Origin of the sequence: Clostridium sp. OF09-36, from assembly GCF_003481985.1 — a bacterium.
Classification (GTDB): Bacteria; Bacillota; Clostridia; order Lachnospirales; family Lachnospiraceae; genus Brotaphodocola.
This window is the reverse complement of sequence record NZ_QUMD01000007.1, coordinates 43,527-60,661: the sequence shown is the minus strand read 5'-3', so window position 1 is coordinate 60,661 and position 17,135 is coordinate 43,527. Positions and strand designations below refer to the sequence as shown.

The 17,135-nt window shown below is 45.7% G+C and carries 20 protein-coding genes, 1 pseudogene and 1 riboswitch; of the genes and pseudogenes, 13 read left to right on the top strand and 8 right to left on the bottom strand.

Features of this window, described 5'->3' with window-relative positions; all coding sequences use genetic code 11:
* The first annotated feature begins 65 nt into the window (after positions 1 to 65).
* A complete protein-coding gene (locus DXA97_RS07675; protein ID WP_118719239.1) occupies positions 66 to 716 on the top strand; it encodes a cytidylate kinase-like family protein in 651 nt (216 codons plus the stop codon).
* 90 nt (positions 717 to 806) lie between these two features.
* Here the strand turns inward: DXA97_RS07675 and DXA97_RS07670 are convergent, their stop codons facing one another.
* Together DXA97_RS07670 and lexA are read right to left on the bottom strand one after the other, a co-directional pair.
* Positions 807 to 1,607 carry a hypothetical protein gene (locus tag DXA97_RS07670; RefSeq protein WP_118719237.1) on the bottom strand — a complete coding sequence of 267 codons (801 nt, stop codon included), beginning with the start codon at positions 1,605 to 1,607 and terminating at the stop codon, positions 807 to 809.
* A gap of 456 nt (positions 1,608 to 2,063) precedes the next feature.
* Positions 2,064 to 2,681 carry a transcriptional repressor LexA gene (gene lexA / locus DXA97_RS07665; RefSeq protein WP_118719235.1) on the bottom strand — a complete coding sequence of 206 codons (618 nt, stop codon included), beginning with the start codon at positions 2,679 to 2,681 and terminating at the stop codon, positions 2,064 to 2,066.
* Positions 2,682 to 2,869: 188 nt separating this feature from the next.
* Between lexA and DXA97_RS07660 the strand changes: the two genes are divergently transcribed.
* From DXA97_RS07660 to thiE, 6 genes and pseudogenes are all read left to right on the top strand, one after another.
* Positions 2,870 to 3,193: a LysM peptidoglycan-binding domain-containing protein gene (locus DXA97_RS07660; protein WP_243032134.1), complete on the top strand. Its 324-nt coding sequence runs from the start codon at positions 2,870 to 2,872 to the stop codon at positions 3,191 to 3,193.
* Between the two features lie 74 nt (positions 3,194 to 3,267).
* A pseudogene (locus tag DXA97_RS07655) lies at positions 3,268 to 4,089 on the top strand (RNA methyltransferase); the annotation flags it as partial.
* 296 nt (positions 4,090 to 4,385) lie between these two features.
* A complete protein-coding gene (locus DXA97_RS07650; RefSeq protein ID WP_118719231.1) occupies positions 4,386 to 5,405 on the top strand; it encodes an MATE family efflux transporter in 1,020 nt (339 codons plus the stop codon).
* Positions 5,406 to 5,544: 139 nt separating this feature from the next.
* Positions 5,545 to 5,648: riboswitch (TPP riboswitch) on the top strand.
* A 449-nt stretch (positions 5,649 to 6,097) separates the two neighbouring features.
* Entirely contained in the window at positions 6,098 to 6,691 is a 594-nt protein-coding gene (thiW, locus tag DXA97_RS07645) for an energy coupling factor transporter S component ThiW (RefSeq protein WP_118719229.1), read from the top strand.
* On the top strand, positions 6,615 to 7,577 hold the full coding sequence (locus DXA97_RS07640) for a hydroxyethylthiazole kinase (RefSeq protein WP_118719227.1): 963 nt from the start codon (positions 6,615 to 6,617) through the stop codon (positions 7,575 to 7,577). Before thiW ends, DXA97_RS07640 begins: the two co-directional genes overlap by 77 nt.
* Before the next feature lie 81 nt (positions 7,578 to 7,658).
* Positions 7,659 to 8,288, top strand: a complete 630-nt coding sequence (thiE, locus tag DXA97_RS07635) for a thiamine phosphate synthase (protein WP_118719225.1) — start codon at positions 7,659 to 7,661, stop codon at positions 8,286 to 8,288.
* 139 nt (positions 8,289 to 8,427) lie between these two features.
* Here the strand turns inward: thiE and DXA97_RS07630 are convergent, their stop codons facing one another.
* The 5 genes from DXA97_RS07630 to DXA97_RS07610 all read right to left on the bottom strand — a co-directional run bounded on the left by DXA97_RS07630 (position 8,428) and on the right by DXA97_RS07610 (position 12,681).
* Positions 8,428 to 8,928, bottom strand: a complete 501-nt coding sequence (locus DXA97_RS07630; protein ID WP_147355548.1) for a hypothetical protein — start codon at positions 8,926 to 8,928, stop codon at positions 8,428 to 8,430.
* 334 nt (positions 8,929 to 9,262) lie between these two features.
* A complete protein-coding gene (locus DXA97_RS20805) occupies positions 9,263 to 9,679 on the bottom strand; it encodes an ABC transporter permease (protein ID WP_243107586.1) in 417 nt (138 codons plus the stop codon).
* Positions 9,679 to 10,524, bottom strand: coding sequence for an ABC transporter ATP-binding protein (locus DXA97_RS07620; protein ID WP_118719221.1), 846 nt, complete (start codon positions 10,522 to 10,524; stop codon positions 9,679 to 9,681). Before DXA97_RS07620 ends, DXA97_RS20805 begins: the two co-directional genes overlap by 1 nt.
* A gap of 326 nt (positions 10,525 to 10,850) precedes the next feature.
* On the bottom strand, positions 10,851 to 11,903 hold the full coding sequence (locus DXA97_RS07615; protein WP_118719219.1) for a tyrosine-type recombinase/integrase: 1,053 nt from the start codon (positions 11,901 to 11,903) through the stop codon (positions 10,851 to 10,853).
* A 52-nt stretch (positions 11,904 to 11,955) separates the two neighbouring features.
* Positions 11,956 to 12,681 (bottom strand): tRNA 2-thiocytidine biosynthesis TtcA family protein, encoded by a 726-nt coding sequence (locus tag DXA97_RS07610; RefSeq protein ID WP_118719217.1) that lies wholly within the window; start codon positions 12,679 to 12,681, stop codon positions 11,956 to 11,958.
* A gap of 289 nt (positions 12,682 to 12,970) precedes the next feature.
* On the opposite strand from DXA97_RS07610, the gene rbr reads away from it, so the two are divergent.
* Positions 12,971 to 13,510 (top strand): rubrerythrin, encoded by a 540-nt coding sequence (gene rbr / locus DXA97_RS07605; protein WP_118719215.1) that lies wholly within the window; start codon positions 12,971 to 12,973, stop codon positions 13,508 to 13,510.
* Between the two features lie 469 nt (positions 13,511 to 13,979).
* Here the strand turns inward: rbr and DXA97_RS07595 are convergent, their stop codons facing one another.
* Positions 13,980 to 14,225 (bottom strand): hypothetical protein, encoded by a 246-nt coding sequence (locus tag DXA97_RS07595; protein WP_118719211.1) that lies wholly within the window; start codon positions 14,223 to 14,225, stop codon positions 13,980 to 13,982.
* Positions 14,226 to 14,459: 234 nt separating this feature from the next.
* Here DXA97_RS07595 and DXA97_RS20115 point away from each other — a divergent pair, with 234 nt between their 5' ends.
* The 5 genes from DXA97_RS20115 to DXA97_RS07575 all read left to right on the top strand — a co-directional run bounded on the left by DXA97_RS20115 (position 14,460) and on the right by DXA97_RS07575 (position 16,994).
* Complete coding sequence (locus DXA97_RS20115; RefSeq protein ID WP_182436830.1) at positions 14,460 to 14,633, top strand: hypothetical protein; 174 nt, start codon at positions 14,460 to 14,462, stop codon at positions 14,631 to 14,633.
* Between the two features lie 199 nt (positions 14,634 to 14,832).
* On the top strand, positions 14,833 to 15,084 hold the full coding sequence (locus tag DXA97_RS07590; protein ID WP_118719209.1) for a hypothetical protein: 252 nt from the start codon (positions 14,833 to 14,835) through the stop codon (positions 15,082 to 15,084).
* Between the two features lie 226 nt (positions 15,085 to 15,310).
* Positions 15,311 to 15,439, top strand: coding sequence for a hypothetical protein (locus DXA97_RS21510; protein ID WP_279221135.1), 129 nt, complete (start codon positions 15,311 to 15,313; stop codon positions 15,437 to 15,439).
* Position 15,440: 1 nt separating this feature from the next.
* Positions 15,441 to 15,638: a hypothetical protein gene (locus DXA97_RS07580; protein ID WP_118719205.1), complete on the top strand. Its 198-nt coding sequence runs from the start codon at positions 15,441 to 15,443 to the stop codon at positions 15,636 to 15,638.
* An 84-nt stretch (positions 15,639 to 15,722) separates the two neighbouring features.
* Positions 15,723 to 16,994 carry a hypothetical protein gene (locus DXA97_RS07575; protein ID WP_118719203.1) on the top strand — a complete coding sequence of 424 codons (1,272 nt, stop codon included), beginning with the start codon at positions 15,723 to 15,725 and terminating at the stop codon, positions 16,992 to 16,994.
* Positions 16,995 to 17,135 lie beyond the last annotated feature (141 nt).

Here is a 17,135-nt window from a genome sequence, read left to right as displayed (position 1 = left end):
ACAAGTTACTGTTTACGCGTTGCGCAGACAGCAGAAAAAAATAATCCTTAGAGGGAGGATTTCTTATGGATAAAAGTAAATTGGTGATCACGATCGAGCGCCAGTATGGAAGCGGCGGCCGTATTGTTGGAAAAAAGCTTGCTGAGGAATTGAACATTCCGTTTTATGATGACGAAATTTTAAGTATGACAGCCGAAAAAAGTGCAGTAGGAGAGCGCTATTTCCGTCTTGCAGATGAAAAAGCAGGAAATAACCTTCTCAGGAAGATTGTTGGAAACCTGCATCTGCCTACCGGTATTTTTGAAGAACCAAAGAAAGAGGGGGATGTCACCTCACCGGACAATCTGTTCCGTTTCCAGTCGGAGGTTATCCGTGAGCTGGCGGCTGCGCAGTCCTGTGTGATTGTTGGCCGTTGCGCGGATTATATTCTGGAGACCGCTGGAAAAGAAGATCTGGTAAAGATTTTTGTATACGCAGACACAGAAACCTGTGTCCGGAGAACTCAGGAAACCGATGGTATTACAGACAGCAAAGAAGCGCTTAATAAATTAAACAAGATCACCAAACAGCGCAGGGCTTACCACAAGTATTTTACCGGAAAAGAGTGGGAGGATCTGACGAACTACGATCTTCCGATCAATGCAAGTAAGCTGGAGCTTGAACAGGTGGTAGCACTGATCAAAGATTATATCCGCATGATCGGCTACGATATTTAACAGCATATAATAGAATGAATATGGCCCGTGTGAGCTATTACTGTTAGCTTACACGGGCCTGTTCTTCCCTATTTTTTAAAATGAAAGCTATTATTTTTTGGTGATCTTTACAATCTGGATCTCTTTGTCATTGATGGAGCCATCGTACTGGATCTGAAGGGTATCGCCCTCAGCGTATTGGCTGAAATCGGTATCGCCAGAAACGAATGTGAAAAAGTCACCGGTCTGTGCTTCCAGAACGATATGATCACCATCTTCACCGATCTGCGCAACTTTACCTACAAAGGCATTGATCTTAGCCTCATCAGAATCCTTCTGGTCTTCGGAAACGATCTTGATCGCCAGAGGCTCATCGTCCAGATCGCCGAGATAGGTTACTTCTACGGTTTCGTCAGCCTTGATGCCGTCCTTTGCAACAACATATGCGTTGCCGGTCAGAACCTTATATTCCTCACCGTCTACCTCCAGGGTCATGCTGTCAGAAGCAACGTCTTTGATGGTACCTTCTGCAACTGGATCTGTGGTCTGCTCTAACATGGATGAGGTAACCTCGAGTGCGATAGCCGGAACCGGATCGTCTGTGCTGTCGGCCGGGAAGGTGATGTCTACCCAGTCACCCTCGGAAAGCGGGAATTCATTGGTAACCTCTGCGCCGGAAATATCGTATTTCTTCTCTTCGTCGTTGTAATCGTCTTTTACGGTAAGGACATCGCCATCGATCGCTGTGATGATACCGCTGGTATAATCCTCGTCGGTCTCAGCCTCGGTTGTGGTTTCTGCTGCTGTGGTTTCTGCCGGTGCTGCTGTGGTTTCCGTTGCTTTTTTGCTGGAGCAAGCTGCTGCACTGATAGAAACTGCTGCGATTGCAGTAATTAATAATGCCTTTTTCATAATATATCACTCCTCTGATCTTTCTTTGTGGTTCTATGCTGTTATCTGTGCGTTTGCGCAAACAGTAACAATCATCTCTCGTGAACCAACAAACAAGAGTTTACTACAAAGCCAGGGAAAAAGCCATTGATTTTTTATTAAGTTTTCCGCAAAATGGTGAACATTTGGTGAACTTTGGCCGATGCCTTGCATTCCAAACTTTGTTCTCGGCATGTTGGTCATGGTATTCCAGATCCCGCTTCCAGGTTTTTTCAGCCTGACGATCAAAAAATCTTTGCAACAAAATGCGTGGTGTTATCGACGCTGCTTTCTATGGTAACAGTTCCGCTCTGATGCCTGGTTCTGGCATAAACAACCCTGCCGGGCTGTCGCCGGACGAGGTTTTCAGCAACAATATGATAAAAAAATACGCCTTGTCACAGAAATGTGCTAAGGCGTATCTTTTTTTATGGTATTTTATGCCATCATACGGAAAAGTCCGATGACCTTGCCGAGGATTTCCACATGGTCAACGATGATCGGCTCCATGGTGTCATTCTCCGGCTGCAGGCGGTAATGCCCGTCTTCCTTGTAAAAACGTTTGACAGTAGCGGAATCGTCGACGAGTGCAACAACGATTTCCCCGTTTTCTGCAGTATTGGTCTGCTCAACGATGACCTGGTCCCCATTAAAAATACCTGCATTGACCATACTCTCGCCCTTGACCTTCAGCATGAAAGTATCCTTGTTTGGGAGCATTTCGGCCGGGATCGGGAAATAATCTTCAATATGTTCCTGTGCCAGGATCGGCTCACCGGCAGCAACTGTGCCGATCATAGGAACCTGCACCACCTCGCGGCGGTTTAATGCAAACTCGTCATCCAGGATCTCGATCGCGCGCGGCTTGGTCGGGTCCTTGCGGATATATCCGTTTGCCTCCAGGGATTCCAGGTGGGAATGGACGGAAGAGGTGGACTTTAAGTTGACTGCCTCACAAATTTCACGTACTGCAGGCGGATAGCCTTTTTTTAAGATGCATTCTTTGATATATGTTAAAATTTCCTGTTGTTTTGCGGTAATTTTGCCCTGTGCCATAATGTTCCCTCCTTGCGGGTGTATTCTGAAAAATTCTTTCTAAGGATATAGTAGCACAGCTTAGCCAAAAAAGCAAACTTTTGTTCGGGAATTTTTGCGAAAACGTATTGACAAACGCATGTTCGGATTCTATAATAGCAACATAGCAAACGTACGTTCGCGATTATTCCGGACAGGGGGAATCACTTATGAGAAGCAAAAGAACAATGAAGCGCAGTTTACGGAATCTTACGGTTATTTTACTTATGATCCTGGCATTTTGTTCCGGTTTTCTGGGACATACACTGTTAAATGCGCGGGCAGAAGAAAAGGCAATACCTGAGCTGAAGCGTTATTACACAAGTGTACAGATCCGCCAGGGAGACAGCCTCTGGGACCTTGCAGGCCAATACTGTCAGGGAAGTCCTTATACCAAGGCAGAATATGTAGAAGAATTAAAGCGCATGAATGGTCTGAAATCCGAACAGATCCATTCCGGTGAATACCTGACGGTCGTGTATTTTTCTGAATAGCTTGCATATGAATCCTGCTTTGGTTATAATAAAATCTGTTTTTTATCCAATATAACCAAGTGAGGAAATTCCCTATGTTACACGATCATATCGTTCCTATAACAGATCTTTCCAGTCCGGAGCTTGAGGTATACTCCAGCTTATCGGAAAACCAGCTATTCCATTATTATGAACCAGAGGCTGGTCTTTTTATTGCAGAAAGCCCGATCGTAATCGGCCGTGCTCTGGATGCCGGATACCAGCCAGTCTCCATCCTTGCCGAAGAGCGGGAATTAAAGGGAGCAGCTGCAGAAATACTGGCCAGATGTGGAGAGGTCCCAGTCTATGTAGCTCCCATGGAGCTTTTAAAACAGATCACAGGTTTCTCTTTGACACGCGGTCTGCTTTGTGCCATGCGCCGCAAACAACTGCCATCTATTGAGCAGATCTGTGCGAAGGCCAGACGGATCGCTGTTCTCGAAAATGTAGTAAACCCGACCAATGTGGGAGCTATATTCCGTTCGGCGGCAGCGCTGAATATGGATGCAGTCTTGCTTACTTCTGGCTGCAGCGATCCTTTGTACAGAAGATCCGTGAGGGTCAGCATGGGAACGGTGTTCCAGATCCCGTGGACGGTACTTAAGCACGACAGTGCCTGGCCGCACCCGGCTATGGAGCTTTTGCGGGATCTGGGCTTTAAAACAGCTGCCATGGCTCTTACAGACCGATCAGTCCGCATTGATGATCCTTGTGTCCAGGCAGAGGAGAAGCTTGCAATCGTTCTTGGAACCGAGGGCGATGGCCTCGCAAAAGAAACCATTGCCGACTGCGATCACACCATCCGGATTCCAATGTCCCATGGCGTAGATTCCCTGAATGTAGCTGCTGCCAGTGCAGTGGCATTCTGGCAGCTTGGAAACATCATACAGAAGGCGGGGAAGCTTAGCATGAATATCAAAAGACAGTTTATCCGCTATGTTTCCCAGAATATGTTAGGCATGCTCGGTATGTCCCTTTACATTCTGGCCGACACATTCTTTATTGCTAAGGCTGTCGGTGCGAATGGTATCACGGCATTGAATCTGGTATTACCCCTTTACAATCTGATCTTTGCGGTAGGCGCAATGATCGGAGTCGGCTCTGCAATCCGTTTTACGGTTGAGCGTAATAAAGGAATGAAAGAAGCGGAAGGCTATTTCTTTCATGCACTGTCATGGGCAGCAGTGATCAGTGTCCTGTTTGTTTTGGCAGGAGCCTTTTTCCCGGGCAGATCATCCACCTTCTTGGAGGCAATGCACAGATTGTATCGACCGGAATCATGTATACCCGCATATTTCTGATGTTTGCCCCGTTTTTTATGTGGAATCATATTATCAGTGCATTTGTTCGCAATGATGGAGATCCATCCATTGCAATGTATGCAACACTTGCAAGCAATCTGTTTAATATCGTATTTGACTATGTGCTGATGTTTCCTTTGGGAATGTCTATGCCGGGAGCGGCACTTGCAACCGCATTATCACCGGTTATCAGTATTCTTATCTGCTTCAGACATTTCCGTAGCAGCAGAAATACGATCCGCTTCAAGCCGGTACGTTTGTCTGTCCGGAAGCTGCTCTTTTCCTGTCAGGTTGGTATCTCTGCCTTTGTAGGGGAAATATCCTCCGGTGTCATCACAATGGCATTTAATACCATCATTCTCCGGCTTTCGGGTAATATCGGGGTTGCAGCGTATGGAGTCGTTGCAAATTTCTCGCTTGTGGCAGTTGCATTATTCAATGGAATCGCGCAGGGCTCCCAGCCGCTGCTCAGCCGTTTCTATGGACTTGGCGATAAAGAAAGCCTGAGAACCGTGATCCGTCTTGCAATTAAAACAGCTTTATGTGTCGCCTGCTTGCTTATTGTGACCGTACAGCTCTGGTCAGAACCGATGGCTGGAATTTTTAACCAGGAACAAAGTGCAGAGCTGGCAGCTCTTGCAAGACAGGGATTAAAGATTTATTTTACCGGTTTTTTGTTTGCCGGAGTTAATATTGTCGGAACCAATATCCTAAGTGCCGTAGAGTCAGCACGCTGGGCGTTTGCAGCTTCTGTATCCCGTGGGTTTGTTGCAATCCTTGCGTTTGCTTTCCTCCTTTCTGCTGTATTTGGCATGAATGGGGTATGGATGGCATTTCCATGTGCAGAATTAACAACCATGTTTTTGACGCTGAACGGTATCCGGAAGCTATAAACTATAACTGTACTATACGGGATTTTCAGTTCAGAAAATCCCTAACTGTGAACAGTAACACAATGGTGACACAACGGTAACATAACGACAATACAGTTGACAGAGTCAAGTCTCTGTGTTATTCTTACTTACGTTAAAAGAGAAAAAGCGCGGGAGTCTGTGAGACAGGCTGAGAGGAAGATCAATCTTCGACCGTACCTGATTTGGGTAATGCCAACGGAGGGAAGCAAGGAATAGAAGTGTGCGTCTTCGGGCAATTTCCTGAAGGCGCATTTTTTGTTTCATAGGAAAGTGCGTCCTATGAAATATAATGATTATAGAAACTAGTATCCGGATGCACTGCAAAAGCTCCAGATGCAGGGGAGACGTCTCTGTCAGCTGGAAATCCTGAAAGTGTGTTTGTGCAACGCATGAACAGGAACAGAATCATATTTTGCAGGAAAAGTAGACTGGAGGGGGAGCGCCCTGCAGTCTGGCAGAAGGAGTTTATATAGCGATGGGAATCCGTGTTTTCGGAGTGAGAGGAAGTAAGTAAACTTCGACCGAACAAGAATTAGTATACTGTCTTATTCACATTTCGCATAATGATGCAGAACGTGAGTCATACCGTACACTACCTGCCGCTATCTGACCTGTTTCTTTGGAATCTGGCTCTGGCGGCAGGATTCTGGAAAAAACAGGAGGACAAACAAATGGAAAAACAAAGAATGAAAACGTTTCGCATGGTATTTTTAGCTATGATGGTAGCAATCGGAGTCGTAATTTCACCGATCTTACGGATTGAGGGAATGTGCCCGACTGCGCATCTGATCAATATTACCTGTTCTGTATTTATGGGACCGTGGTATTCCCTTCTCTGCGCCTGTATGATCGGTGTGATCCGTATGATGTTTATGGGCATTCCGCCGTTAGCACTGACGGGTGCGGTATTTGGAGCGTTTTTATCTGGTGTATTTTACCGTGCATCGAAGGGAAAAATCATCTGTGCTGTATTTGGTGAAATTTTTGGTACCGGAATCATTGGATCCCTGGTATCTTATCCGGTCATGGCGTTTATTATGGGACGCGATGGTCTGAACGCCTTCTATTATACCCCGATGTTTATTTCCGCAACGATCATGGGAGGCATCGCAGCTTATGTATTCCTGAAGGCATTGAGCCAGACCGGAATGCTGGCAAAATTTCAAGAGAGTCTGGGAGCAAAGGTTTATGACAGAAACGGAAGAAAGAAAACTGAAACAGTCCATGCAGCTGCAGGGCATGCTGGAGATTCGAAGGTATATTAAAGAAACGGCACCTCTGATCCATTGCATTACCAATCCGATTTCTATCCATGACTGTGCCAATATCATACTGGCGGCAGGGGGAAGACCGATCATGGCAGAGCATCCGGCAGAAGTAAGAGAGATCACGGCGGTTTCTTCTGCGCTGATGCTGAATCTTGGAAATATCACGGATGCACGGATGGAATCCATGAAAGCTTCGCTTACAGAAGCAAACCAGCGTCATATTCCAGTACTGTTAGATCTAGTCGGGGTTACCTGCAGCAGCCTTCGCCGTGATTACGCGAAGCAATTGCTGGAAAACGGAGTATTTTCTGTGATCAAGGGGAATATTTCTGAGATTCTGGCTGTTGCAGAGCTTCCTTTTCACGGGACCGGAATAGATGCAGGAGTCCAGGATGCACTTTCCGATGCAAACGAGGACTGGTATTGCCGTACAGCGAGGACACTTGCGTTTCACCTTGGCTGTACAGTTATGGCAACCGGAAAGCAGGACCTGATCGCAGATAGCCAGGATGTATTTCTTGTTTCAAATGGAAATGCCAGCTTATCTGGGATTACGGGTACCGGCTGTATGGTAGGCGCACTTACAGCGGCTTATCTTCCAGGAAATAGCAGAAAATCCGTGGTCCTGGAAAATCGTGAGAGCAAAGACATCAAAATGGCTGGCTCTCATGACAATGGTTCTTCCAGAAATACAGGAAATCCTGCCGGGACTGGAACAACAGCAGCACTTCTTGCAGCAGCTACCATGGGAATTGCTGGGGAACATGCTTCCGGGATTTCCCGCGGGCCCGGAAGCTTTCAGGTAAACCTGCTCGATGAAATTTATGCTCTGGGGGAAGATCAGCTTCTGTCAGAAGCAAGAATACGACAGCATGCGTTTTGATTTTCACAGGAAACTGTAGAATGCGGTTCTTGGAAAAATCATTAAAAAGAAAACAGAGAAAACAGAAAAGAGGCAAACCTTATGACAAAAAATCTGGATCTGAGTCTGTATCTTGTGACAGACAGTACCTATCATACAGAGGAATCTCTCTTATATACGGTGGAAGAGGCCTGCAAGGGCGGCGTAACACTGGTGCAGCTTCGAGAAAAAAATACAGGAGGGCATGACTATCTGGAAAAGGCCTGCAAGATCAAGAAAATCACCGATCGATATCAGGTTCCGCTGATCATCGATGACCGTGCCGATGTGGCTATGGCATGTGGTGCAGCAGGTGTCCATGTAGGAGCCTCTGACCTGCCTGTCGCTGAGGTACGTCGCTTACTTGGACCGGATAAAATTGTTGGTGCAACCGCAAAAACAGTAGAAGCAGCAAAGAAAGCTTATGAGGATGGCGCAGATTACCTTGGTGTCGGGGCAATCTACCCGACCACAACCAAGGTAACGACCGTGCTGACTGCAGTTTCGACCTTGTCGGATATCTGTAAGGCAGTTCCGATTCCGGTAATAGCGATCGGTGGGCTGAATTTGGAGAACATGGGAATTCTGGCCGGAAGCGGGGTAGACGGAATTGCGGTTGTATCCGCGATCATGAAAGCAAAAGACCCGCAAAAAGCAGCTGCGGATCTTTTACAGGCAGTAAAGCAGCTGTAGCGATGTTCCTATTTCTGGTTTTGGAGTAAGGATACCGCTACTTTACTTATGAGTAACTTAACAGTTTAACGCCGTTTCCCGGTATAGTCCTGCTTCCGGCGCTCCTGAACCACATGATTCAGGATGCCGCCACCGACGATCATAGCGGCGGCTGTAAGTAAAACACGTTTGGCACCTTCCTGCGGAGGGTGCTTTTTGATTTTATGGAATCTGGATAAAGCTGTAGCTGATACGGAATCTCATATGGCGTGCCCATAGCCAGTGTGTCAGCAATGACATCCAGTTCTCTGGTGAGATCCGGAACTGGAATTGTAAAATGTGAATTCGTCCCCTCTTTGCTGTCGTTTAAGATTTTCTGTTCATTTACGATCATATAATCGTAGTTTGGGCTGCTCCAGGTGATGGAGAGGTAAGCAGTTCCATCTGCCACCGTGAGTAGTGCCGGGCTCTGAACGGATGCTTTTCCGCTTCCTCCTGTCATGCTCAGATCAATGGCATATTCTCCGTCTGCAAGCTCTGCTTTGGGTGAAAGTGATGTCTGAGCCGCTGTGGCATAAGGGGTGCCAGATAAAAATGCAATAGAAAACAGAGGGATGAGAACTGCTTCCCGGAACATTTGGTGTATCGGTATCGATTTCATAAGAAACGGCTCCTTTTTATATTACAGGTTTTTCTTTTTATACAGAAACCAGGATGCTGCACAGGAAAAGCATACCAGATACAGAAGCAAAATGCCGATGCCTGATAAGAAAACGGTTCATGGTTGGCAATGCAGCGCAGTGCAGCACTGGTCTGCGACAATGGCAGATATTCGATCACCTGGCGGATCCCGTCAGGCATATTCTGTGCCGAGAAAAAGGTATTGCAAAGGTATGCCATCGGCATAATGACATAGTTGGAAAAGCGCGGGACATCCGCGTGGTTTTTGGCGTAGAAAGAAACCACAACTCCAATGGTGGAAAACACCGCCCCATTTAAAAACATAAACAGGAACGACCAGCCATTAAAGCATAATCCCGTTCCGATCGGAAGGACCAGAAGAATGATGACCATTCCCGCATAAAGACCACGCAGCTTCCGCCGATGATCTGTCCTGCAATGAATTGCCATAGCGGGGTAGGCGAGATCATGACCTGGTCAAACGCCTTCTCATACAGGCGCTGGACGTTTAAATTCTGTGCGATCGCATTGAAGCTTCCGTTCATTGTGGTTAGTGCAACAACGCCGGGGATCAGGAAGTTCAGATAGGACTGGCCATGCGACATCGTCTGGATGCCTAAGCCGAACACCAGAATATAAAGAAGAGGTGCGATCATGGCGGCTAATGTGATCTTATAGAAATCGCGGCGGAATTCTACCCATTTTTCCCATAGTACGGTTATAATTCCCATTATGATCTGCGTTCCAGTTGCTGCCCGATCTTTTCCAGAAAAACATCTTCCAGCGTTGTGCTGCGCAAGAAAGCCTCCGTGCTGGAAGCGGACAGATAGTGGATTGCATCCTCCTTTCTCTGAAAATAATGGTTTGTGATGCCGCCTTCTGCAGCTTCATCTACGGTATAGCGCCCAAGCGCTCCGATCATATTGGCAGGTGCATCTGTTTCACCGAGTGTTCCGTTACACATAAATCCGACCCGGTCACACAGCGTCTCAGCTTCTTCCATATAGTGTGTTGTCAAAAGAATAGTCAGATTTTGCTGGTTCAGCTTTTTTAACAGGTTCCACATCTGCCGCCGTGCCAGGGCGTCCATACCGGCAGTCGGTTCGTCCAAAAGCAGAATTTCCGGTTCTGTCAGAAGGGCGCGGCAAACCATGAGCTTCCGTTTCATTCCGCCGGAAAGCTTACGCACGGTCCGGCGGCGGTAATCGATCAGACCACAGAACTCTAACAGCTCCTCGGTACGTTCCCGGATTTTTTTTGCCGGCATATAGTAGAGCCGTCCTTGGTATTGCATAATCTCATCCATGGTCATATCCTGGCGCATGGAATATTCCTGGGTTACAACACTCAGTTTCCGCTTCAAGCGGTCATTTTTCCGTGTCAATGGTTCCCCGTCTAAAAGAATTTCCCCGTCTGTGGGCAGCAGGAGAGTGGAAAGCATGCCGATCGTCGTGGTCTTTCCGGCTCCGTTTGGTCCAAGAAGGCCAAAAAACTCCCCAGTAGCAATGCGCAGGTTCAGGTCATCCACGGCAAGAAAATGATCATATTTTTTTGTCAGGTGTTTTAGTTCAATCATGGTTTCAAAGTCCTTTTTACAGTTGATCAGGTGCCAATTGTGTGCGCAATGCGGGAACACGAAGGCACTTGGTAAGTATACCTTATTTCAACTTGCAGTACAATGCTTTTCAAAGAACCAAGAGACTTTCGAAAGCACTTAGAATCTGCGATCCGAAGTGCCTAAACGAAGAATTCATGAAGACATGTCATACATGCGTTGAAAACATTATGACAGCGAATGACCCAGAGATCGTATTCCAGTCGATCAACAGAACATTCGCTATCAGGATTATTGCGACCTGACGAGGGAAGAAACCTGTCTGGTCAATCTAAATTTTACTACAATTAGATCTCGCGCAATTTCACTGCATTTCTTGCGCTTCTCCGGCGTTCATCCTCCAGGGCAGCGTAGTGCTTTTTCGTGGTGTTGACATCTGAATGCCCGAGAACATCTGCTACCAGGTAGATATCCCCGGTCTCACGGTACAGATTCGTGCCATAAGTGCTGCGCAGCTTATGTGGGGTGATCTTCTTTAACGGTGTCACGATCCTGGCATATTTTTTCACCAGATTTTCTACGCTGCGCACGTTGATCCGTTTTCGCTGCAGGGAAAGGAAGAGTGCATTCTCGCTTCCTTCTTCGGCTACGATGCCAAACCGTTCATCCAGATAATCCTGAAGCGCGTTTTCTACCTCAGCTCCAAAATAAACGGTTACTTCCTTTCCTCCTTTCCGGTGAATATGGATACCGCCATTTTTAAAGTCGATGTCATTGATATCCAGTCCCACGCACTCGGAAACACGGATGCCGGTGCCGAGCAGCAGGGTCATCAGAGCCAGGTCGCGCAGGCGTGTGCGGTTGTGAAAGGCTTTTTGTTTCTCGGTAAGGCCGTCTCCCTGTTCTACGGCATCTAAGAGAAGCGCTACCTCATCGACATCAAGGCGGATGATCTCTTTCTCGTGGAGCTTTGGAAGCTGGACAAGGGCAGCAGGATTCGTTGCCAGCTTTTCCGTCCGGAAGAAATAGTTGTAAAAGCTTTTTAGAGAAGATATTTTCCGCATGATTCCGCGTTCCTTGTTTATGACCTCCTGATTATGGTCATTGAACCGGTACTTTAAATATTCCATGTATTCCTCCAGATCCGTTACGGTAATCTGGTCTAAATGCCCAAGCTTAAAGTCCATGCGTTCCATTTTTGCGAATACCGGATTCTCTTTCTTTAGGAAATCAAAAAAGACGGAGAGATCGTATGCATAGGCAATGCGGGTTCTGGTGGAAGTGCGCGGCTCAATCCCACGGAAAAATTCTGTGCAGAATGGAGGTAGCTCCTTCATCATTTCGCGCAGCTTCTTAATGTTTTCAATATCCTTTTGTTCATAATATGGAATATTCGCCATGATATTCAGTCCTTTCTTTGTCAGTCAGAAATGTTCGAGTCGGGATGACATTTTATTTGATATGATCCGGCCAGCCCTCGATATTTCCTGTCGTTACGGCATGAAAAAGCCGCTCCCGCACCCCTGGGCTGTCTGCATTTAGTGTGCGGATCAGGTTTTTTACATATTCCCGGTGGGTATGACCGTCCATAGGGCACGGGTTTTTGCACACAGGAAGCTGATACTTGTTGCGGAATCCCCTAACGTCAGCTTCCGATACCAGCATCAGTGGACGGATCACCGTGAGGTTCGTCCGGTCCAAATGTGTGACAGGAGAAAATGCATAAAAGCGGCCCTCATACAGCAGAGACATCATGGCTGTTTCGATCAGATCGTCTTTGTGGTGTGCATATGCAATCTTGTTGCATCCAAGCTCTAGCGCCTTCTGGTTCAGCGCACCCTTCCGCATCTTTGCACAAAGGGCACATGGATTAGACTCCTTACGCGCCTCAAAAAGGATTTTCCCGATATCAGTGGAGATGATTTCGTAGGGAATGTTAAAACCGTCGCAAAGGGCCTTTACGGGCTCTAGATTCATCGTATCCAGTCCCATATCAACCGTGATTGCAGAAAGCCGGAACGATTTCGGATAAAATTTCTGCAGGCTGGCAAGTCCGTAAAGGAGCGTAAGGCTATCCTTGCCGCCGGAAATCCCAATAGCAATGTGGTCCCCGTCTTCAATCATCTGGTACTGGTCAATTGCCTGGCGCAGCAGGCTTAAGAGGCGCTGAAGCTTCATATCGTTAAATCCTCGTCTTTCGTATAAAAAATATGGTTTTTAAGCATATTGTGAATGCTAATCAAATTGTAGGATGAAGATAATAACACTCTAACACAGAAGAATCAGAAAATCAAATACGGTATTGTACGGGATTTTCAGCCGGGATTTTCAATTTAGAAAATCCCGGCCTGTGAACAGTAACCAAATAATCTTCTGAATTTCACAACAATTTATGAATATGATGGAAAATAACAGAAAAAAGTGGTATACTACAGATAATACAAATGTATAAATGGAGGGTATTCACATGGCAAACAAATATGCAGGAACTCAGACAGAAAAAAACTTAATGGAGGCATTTTCCGGGGAATCACAGGCAAGAAACAAATATACTTATTTTGCTTCCAAAGCGAAAAAAGAAGGCTTTGAACAGATATCCGCATTGTTCTTAAAAACAGCAGACAATGAGAAAGAACATGCAAAGATGTGGTTTAAGGAGTTAAACGGACTTGGCAATACGGCAGAGAATCTGGCAGCAGCTGCAGATGGTGAGAACTACGAGTGGACCGATATGTACGATGGATTCGCCAAAACTGCAGAGGAAGAGGGATTTCCGGAGCTTGCAGCAAAATTCCGTATGGTGGCAGCTATTGAGAAAATGCATGAGGAGCGTTACCGTGCACTGCTTCACAATGTAGAGGCACAGGAAGTATTTGCAAAGAGTGAAGTAAAGGTATGGGAATGCCGCAATTGCGGACATATCGTAGTGGGAGAGAAGGCACCGGAAATCTGCCCAGTTTGCGCACATCCGCAGGCATACTTTGAAGTTCATGCAGAGAATTATTAAATGAAAAAGAGTAGAATGTCAATGTAGGTAAACCAGATACAAAACCGAAATGCTAAAATCCTTTATATTTATAAGCAGTTCGGTTTTGTAACTAGGCATAACTATTCGTTAAACTATTCTTTCGCGAATAGTTAGAAATAGCAAAGGAACACTGCTATTCAGCTTATATGGCTGTTTAGATGTGTTCCTTTGCTATTTATGGCGCATTAACTATAATGCCATTTGGTGTATGTATATCTGTACTGCTTTTATGTATGCGAGAAAAAAATAACACATAAGCCAAAACAGCTATTGCTATAATCATTTGTATTGCCGTGATTATGCCTTTGATAAATCTGCCTATAAAATGAAATACATCGCCTACGGTAATTGCTCCAGGAGGTAAATTCGGATGTCGGTTAACGGGTTCGTTTTCGTAAATATACGTTGGTCTATGGTTTTTATCTGGTTTAACGTGTATTATCATGTCTTACTCCATGTGGATTGAACCACTATTTCCAATAATAGCGTTGTTGCTATTCTTTATGCTGGTTGCGTTCTGCTCCATATCCCGTTTAATTAAATCATTTACATAGGCGTTAAGGGATTTGTACCCTTGCGCTTTTCTATGTTCGTCTATTCTTGCTTTTTCCCCTTTAGGCACTTGCACTTTGAATGTATCGTACTTGTCTTTGATAAAGTCATTAATATATTTGGATTGGTTGAAATCTGACATAGTGTTTACCTCTATGCATTATGGTCATAATGTACGAAAATAATATACAAATTATGGTCATAATGCCAATTTACATTATGGCCATAATACTATATACTATAGTTGTCGATAGGACAGAGGGTGTAGCAATGAGAACCACCCCCGTGTACGGTGGTAGTAATGAGAACGTCCTCTCTCCTGTCGCAGTTACAATATCATTCTAACAGAAATGCTTTAAATGGACAAGGTGAAGACATGACGAAAAAAGAAAAAGCCATATTCCAGCAGTACCGTGAACGGGCAAGCGTGGAATATAGAGCGTGCCTTAAAGCAAATGATACACCGGAGGATGCACTGCTAGCATCTCGTGAAAAGTGGCAGATGCTGGAAGACCTTTATGAAGATTTAAACGATGAGGTATCGGAATAAAAACCATCTCTGACCGGAAACGGTCGGAGGGGTGCAAGTATCACTGGATGGTGACTTGTTGTGTTGTAGTTAGCTATTAGCGCAGTACCTATTGTTGTGAAGCATTTGGGCGGCTGTTGCGTGATAGTCGGCTGGATTGATGGAAATGCTCCGGCTGGCAAATTGACAAATAAATATGACCTCACGAAAGGAGAAAGCTATGAGTAAACTTGTCGGATTTAGACGTTTTACCTCTAAGAAGAACGGAAAGGATTATTGTGTTGCTGAGGTGGTTACACCTTTCAATCAGCGCGAACTGAACGCGGGTGCTGTTGGTAGCAAGACCGAACAGGTCTTTATGCCGGAAAATCAGTATGACCTGTTAAAAACCTCCGATATTGGCAAGGAATTGCAGTTTGACTATGAGTTAAGCGGCGGTCGTGCCTATCTCGTCAATGTAACTGTAAAATGATAACGGTTACGTTTAATGAAGCTACTCTCTCACTTGCATCTGATTCGGATGCAAGTGAGTGGGTGGGTGATGAAATCTTTCTGGAAAATGACTTAGAAACATCTGAGTCAGAAATTGGTTATGCGTCCCAGCTTAATGACATACAGTCGTTGCTGGTGCTTAACATATTTGCCATGGGCGTCTTGGCTGGCGTTATGATGGGCGTTATACTGTGGAGGAAATTGTGATGATTGAGGAAACGGTTGCATTATATGCCGCTGGTGTTGGTTGTGGCGTTTTGCTCTCTCTCATACCCTACGCGGTCGGCGCGGTTATGAAGTTAGCACTGGACATCATGGGGAAAGGGGGATTGTAACATGGGAGTATCTATGTTAGCGGCTGAGGCTGGTACTATCAGCACTGTAACCACTGCTTTAACTAGCGGCGTGTCTACTATCGCAGGCGAAGCAATGTCTGCCATCGGTTCTGTAGTTCCGGCGGCTCTTCCGATTGCTGGCGCGGTTATCGTTGTTGGTATCGGTCTGAAAGTGTTCAAGAAAGTTACCGGACGTTAGTTTCAGTTACTTGGATTATTACACATTTGATGTGGGGGTGTGAGGTTAAGTCTCATACCCCCTGTTTCCATGTTAGGGGGTAAAATGAATAAACGAATAAAAAGGATACTCGCATTAATGCTTGCGTGTACGATTGTCGTAGGTTCTGTGAACAACGCGCGGTTTGAAGCACGTGCTTCTGCCGCTGGTATCATCGCGGGCGGTGGTGCGGCTACGGTTGGTATAGGTGCGGCTTTCCCGTATCTGCTTGGAATCGCGGGCGCGTTGGCTGGCACTGTTGGCATATATAAAAACCGCGAAGCGATTAAAGAATGGGGCACAACGCAGTTTGATAAATTTAAAAGTTGGGCTGGTGAAAATCTTGATGCGTGGGCGGCTGACGCGGCTACGGCTGGCAAGGCGATAGACGAATGGGGAGAAAAGTTATCGTCTGGAACACTTGATAAAGCCAGCGGAGTATACACGGCGTTTAAGCAATGGTTGAAAAATAGTGTGTATAGTGGTGGTGTTAATGAGGGTGGGTATAATGGATATCCGACTATTGGCATCGGTGTGTCAAAAACGCAAGAACTTGTAAATATGAGCACTGGGGAGATATGGACAGCTACATTCGAAACGTGGGACGATGCACCAACTATAATATTTACTATTAAGAATGCAAGAGGGGATTATTATGAAACGTACGCAATGACAACGCAGCAGGGTTATTGTTTAATTTATAATAATGGTGCGTCAAAGTCATATGCGTCTTATAAAGTGACATATAACGGTAAAACTTATTATCGTACTAGCGCAGTTAGCACAATGGTGCAATCTGTAAAAAGTGGAATAGTTAATTATATGGGTGATGCGGCTGCGCAAACATATGAGAGTATGTTTTTGACGGTTGCGTCATGGCTTGAAAAAGGTGTCGTTCCTGGTACTGGTGCTGATACGGATGTAAAAGACGGTGACTATATTCTTGTTGGTGGTCTTGGCGGTGCTGGTGTCTTGGAGGGTAACTGGGATGTTGTAGGAAAAGGACAAAAAGAGGGCGAATTAGAAGTAACATTACCATGGTTAAGGAATCCAGCTATTGACGATGTGCTTGACGGTGTACAGACTGGAGAAAAAACATGGGAAGACGTGCTTGAAGAAACGCAAACGGGTGTAATTGAACGTACCGCTGAGGGTGACATGGTCGTTGATTCGGACGGTGTGACTACAATACCATGGAATATGCAAAAGATGATACTACGACTCCTGATGTTGATATTCCCGATACGTCAGATGGGGGGCAAGCTGGAAAATTTGCAGATTATACGCTTGTTGGGTTGGAAAAGTTATTTCCTTTCTGTCTTCCGTTTGACGCAATAGATTTTGTTAAAATATTGGAAGCTGAGCCGCAAGCGCCGCACTTTACATTTCCGATTAAGTATCCCACTAAAAACGGTTTAGAGACATATAACATAGATATAGATTTGTCGCCATTTGATGTCGCCGCAGAGATACTGCGAG

Coding starts and splice junctions, on each gene's coding strand:
- DXA97_RS07630 (WP_147355548.1), bottom strand. CDS start 8,928: ATGAAATCGATACCGATACACCAAATGTTCCGGGAAGCAGTTCTCATC.
- lexA (WP_118719235.1), bottom strand. CDS start 2,681: ATGGCACAGGGCAAAATTACCGCAAAACAACAGGAAATTTTAACATAT.
- DXA97_RS07640 (WP_118719227.1), top strand. CDS start 6,615: ATGACAGAAACGGAAGAAAGAAAACTGAAACAGTCCATGCAGCTGCAG.
- DXA97_RS07650 (WP_118719231.1), top strand. CDS start 4,386: ATGGGCAGCAGTGATCAGTGTCCTGTTTGTTTTGGCAGGAGCCTTTTT.
- DXA97_RS20115 (WP_182436830.1), top strand. CDS start 14,460: ATGACGAAAAAAGAAAAAGCCATATTCCAGCAGTACCGTGAACGGGCA.
- DXA97_RS07670 (WP_118719237.1), bottom strand. CDS start 1,607: ATGAAAAAGGCATTATTAATTACTGCAATCGCAGCAGTTTCTATCAGT.
- DXA97_RS21510 (WP_279221135.1), top strand. CDS start 15,311: ATGATTGAGGAAACGGTTGCATTATATGCCGCTGGTGTTGGTTGTGGC.
- DXA97_RS07610 (WP_118719217.1), bottom strand. CDS start 12,681: ATGAAGCTTCAGCGCCTCTTAAGCCTGCTGCGCCAGGCAATTGACCAG.
- thiE (WP_118719225.1), top strand. CDS start 7,659: ATGACAAAAAATCTGGATCTGAGTCTGTATCTTGTGACAGACAGTACC.
- DXA97_RS07675 (WP_118719239.1), top strand. CDS start 66: ATGGATAAAAGTAAATTGGTGATCACGATCGAGCGCCAGTATGGAAGC.
- DXA97_RS07580 (WP_118719205.1), top strand. CDS start 15,441: ATGGGAGTATCTATGTTAGCGGCTGAGGCTGGTACTATCAGCACTGTA.
- DXA97_RS20805 (WP_243107586.1), bottom strand. CDS start 9,679: ATGGGAATTATAACCGTACTATGGGAAAAATGGGTAGAATTCCGCCGC.
- DXA97_RS07620 (WP_118719221.1), bottom strand. CDS start 10,524: ATGATTGAACTAAAACACCTGACAAAAAAATATGATCATTTTCTTGCC.
- DXA97_RS07615 (WP_118719219.1), bottom strand. CDS start 11,903: ATGGCGAATATTCCATATTATGAACAAAAGGATATTGAAAACATTAAG.
- DXA97_RS07575 (WP_118719203.1), top strand. CDS start 15,723: ATGAATAAACGAATAAAAAGGATACTCGCATTAATGCTTGCGTGTACG.
- DXA97_RS07590 (WP_118719209.1), top strand. CDS start 14,833: ATGAGTAAACTTGTCGGATTTAGACGTTTTACCTCTAAGAAGAACGGA.
- thiW (WP_118719229.1), top strand. CDS start 6,098: ATGGAAAAACAAAGAATGAAAACGTTTCGCATGGTATTTTTAGCTATG.
- rbr (WP_118719215.1), top strand. CDS start 12,971: ATGGCAAACAAATATGCAGGAACTCAGACAGAAAAAAACTTAATGGAG.
- DXA97_RS07660 (WP_243032134.1), top strand. CDS start 2,870: ATGAGAAGCAAAAGAACAATGAAGCGCAGTTTACGGAATCTTACGGTT.
- DXA97_RS07595 (WP_118719211.1), bottom strand. CDS start 14,225: ATGTCAGATTTCAACCAATCCAAATATATTAATGACTTTATCAAAGAC.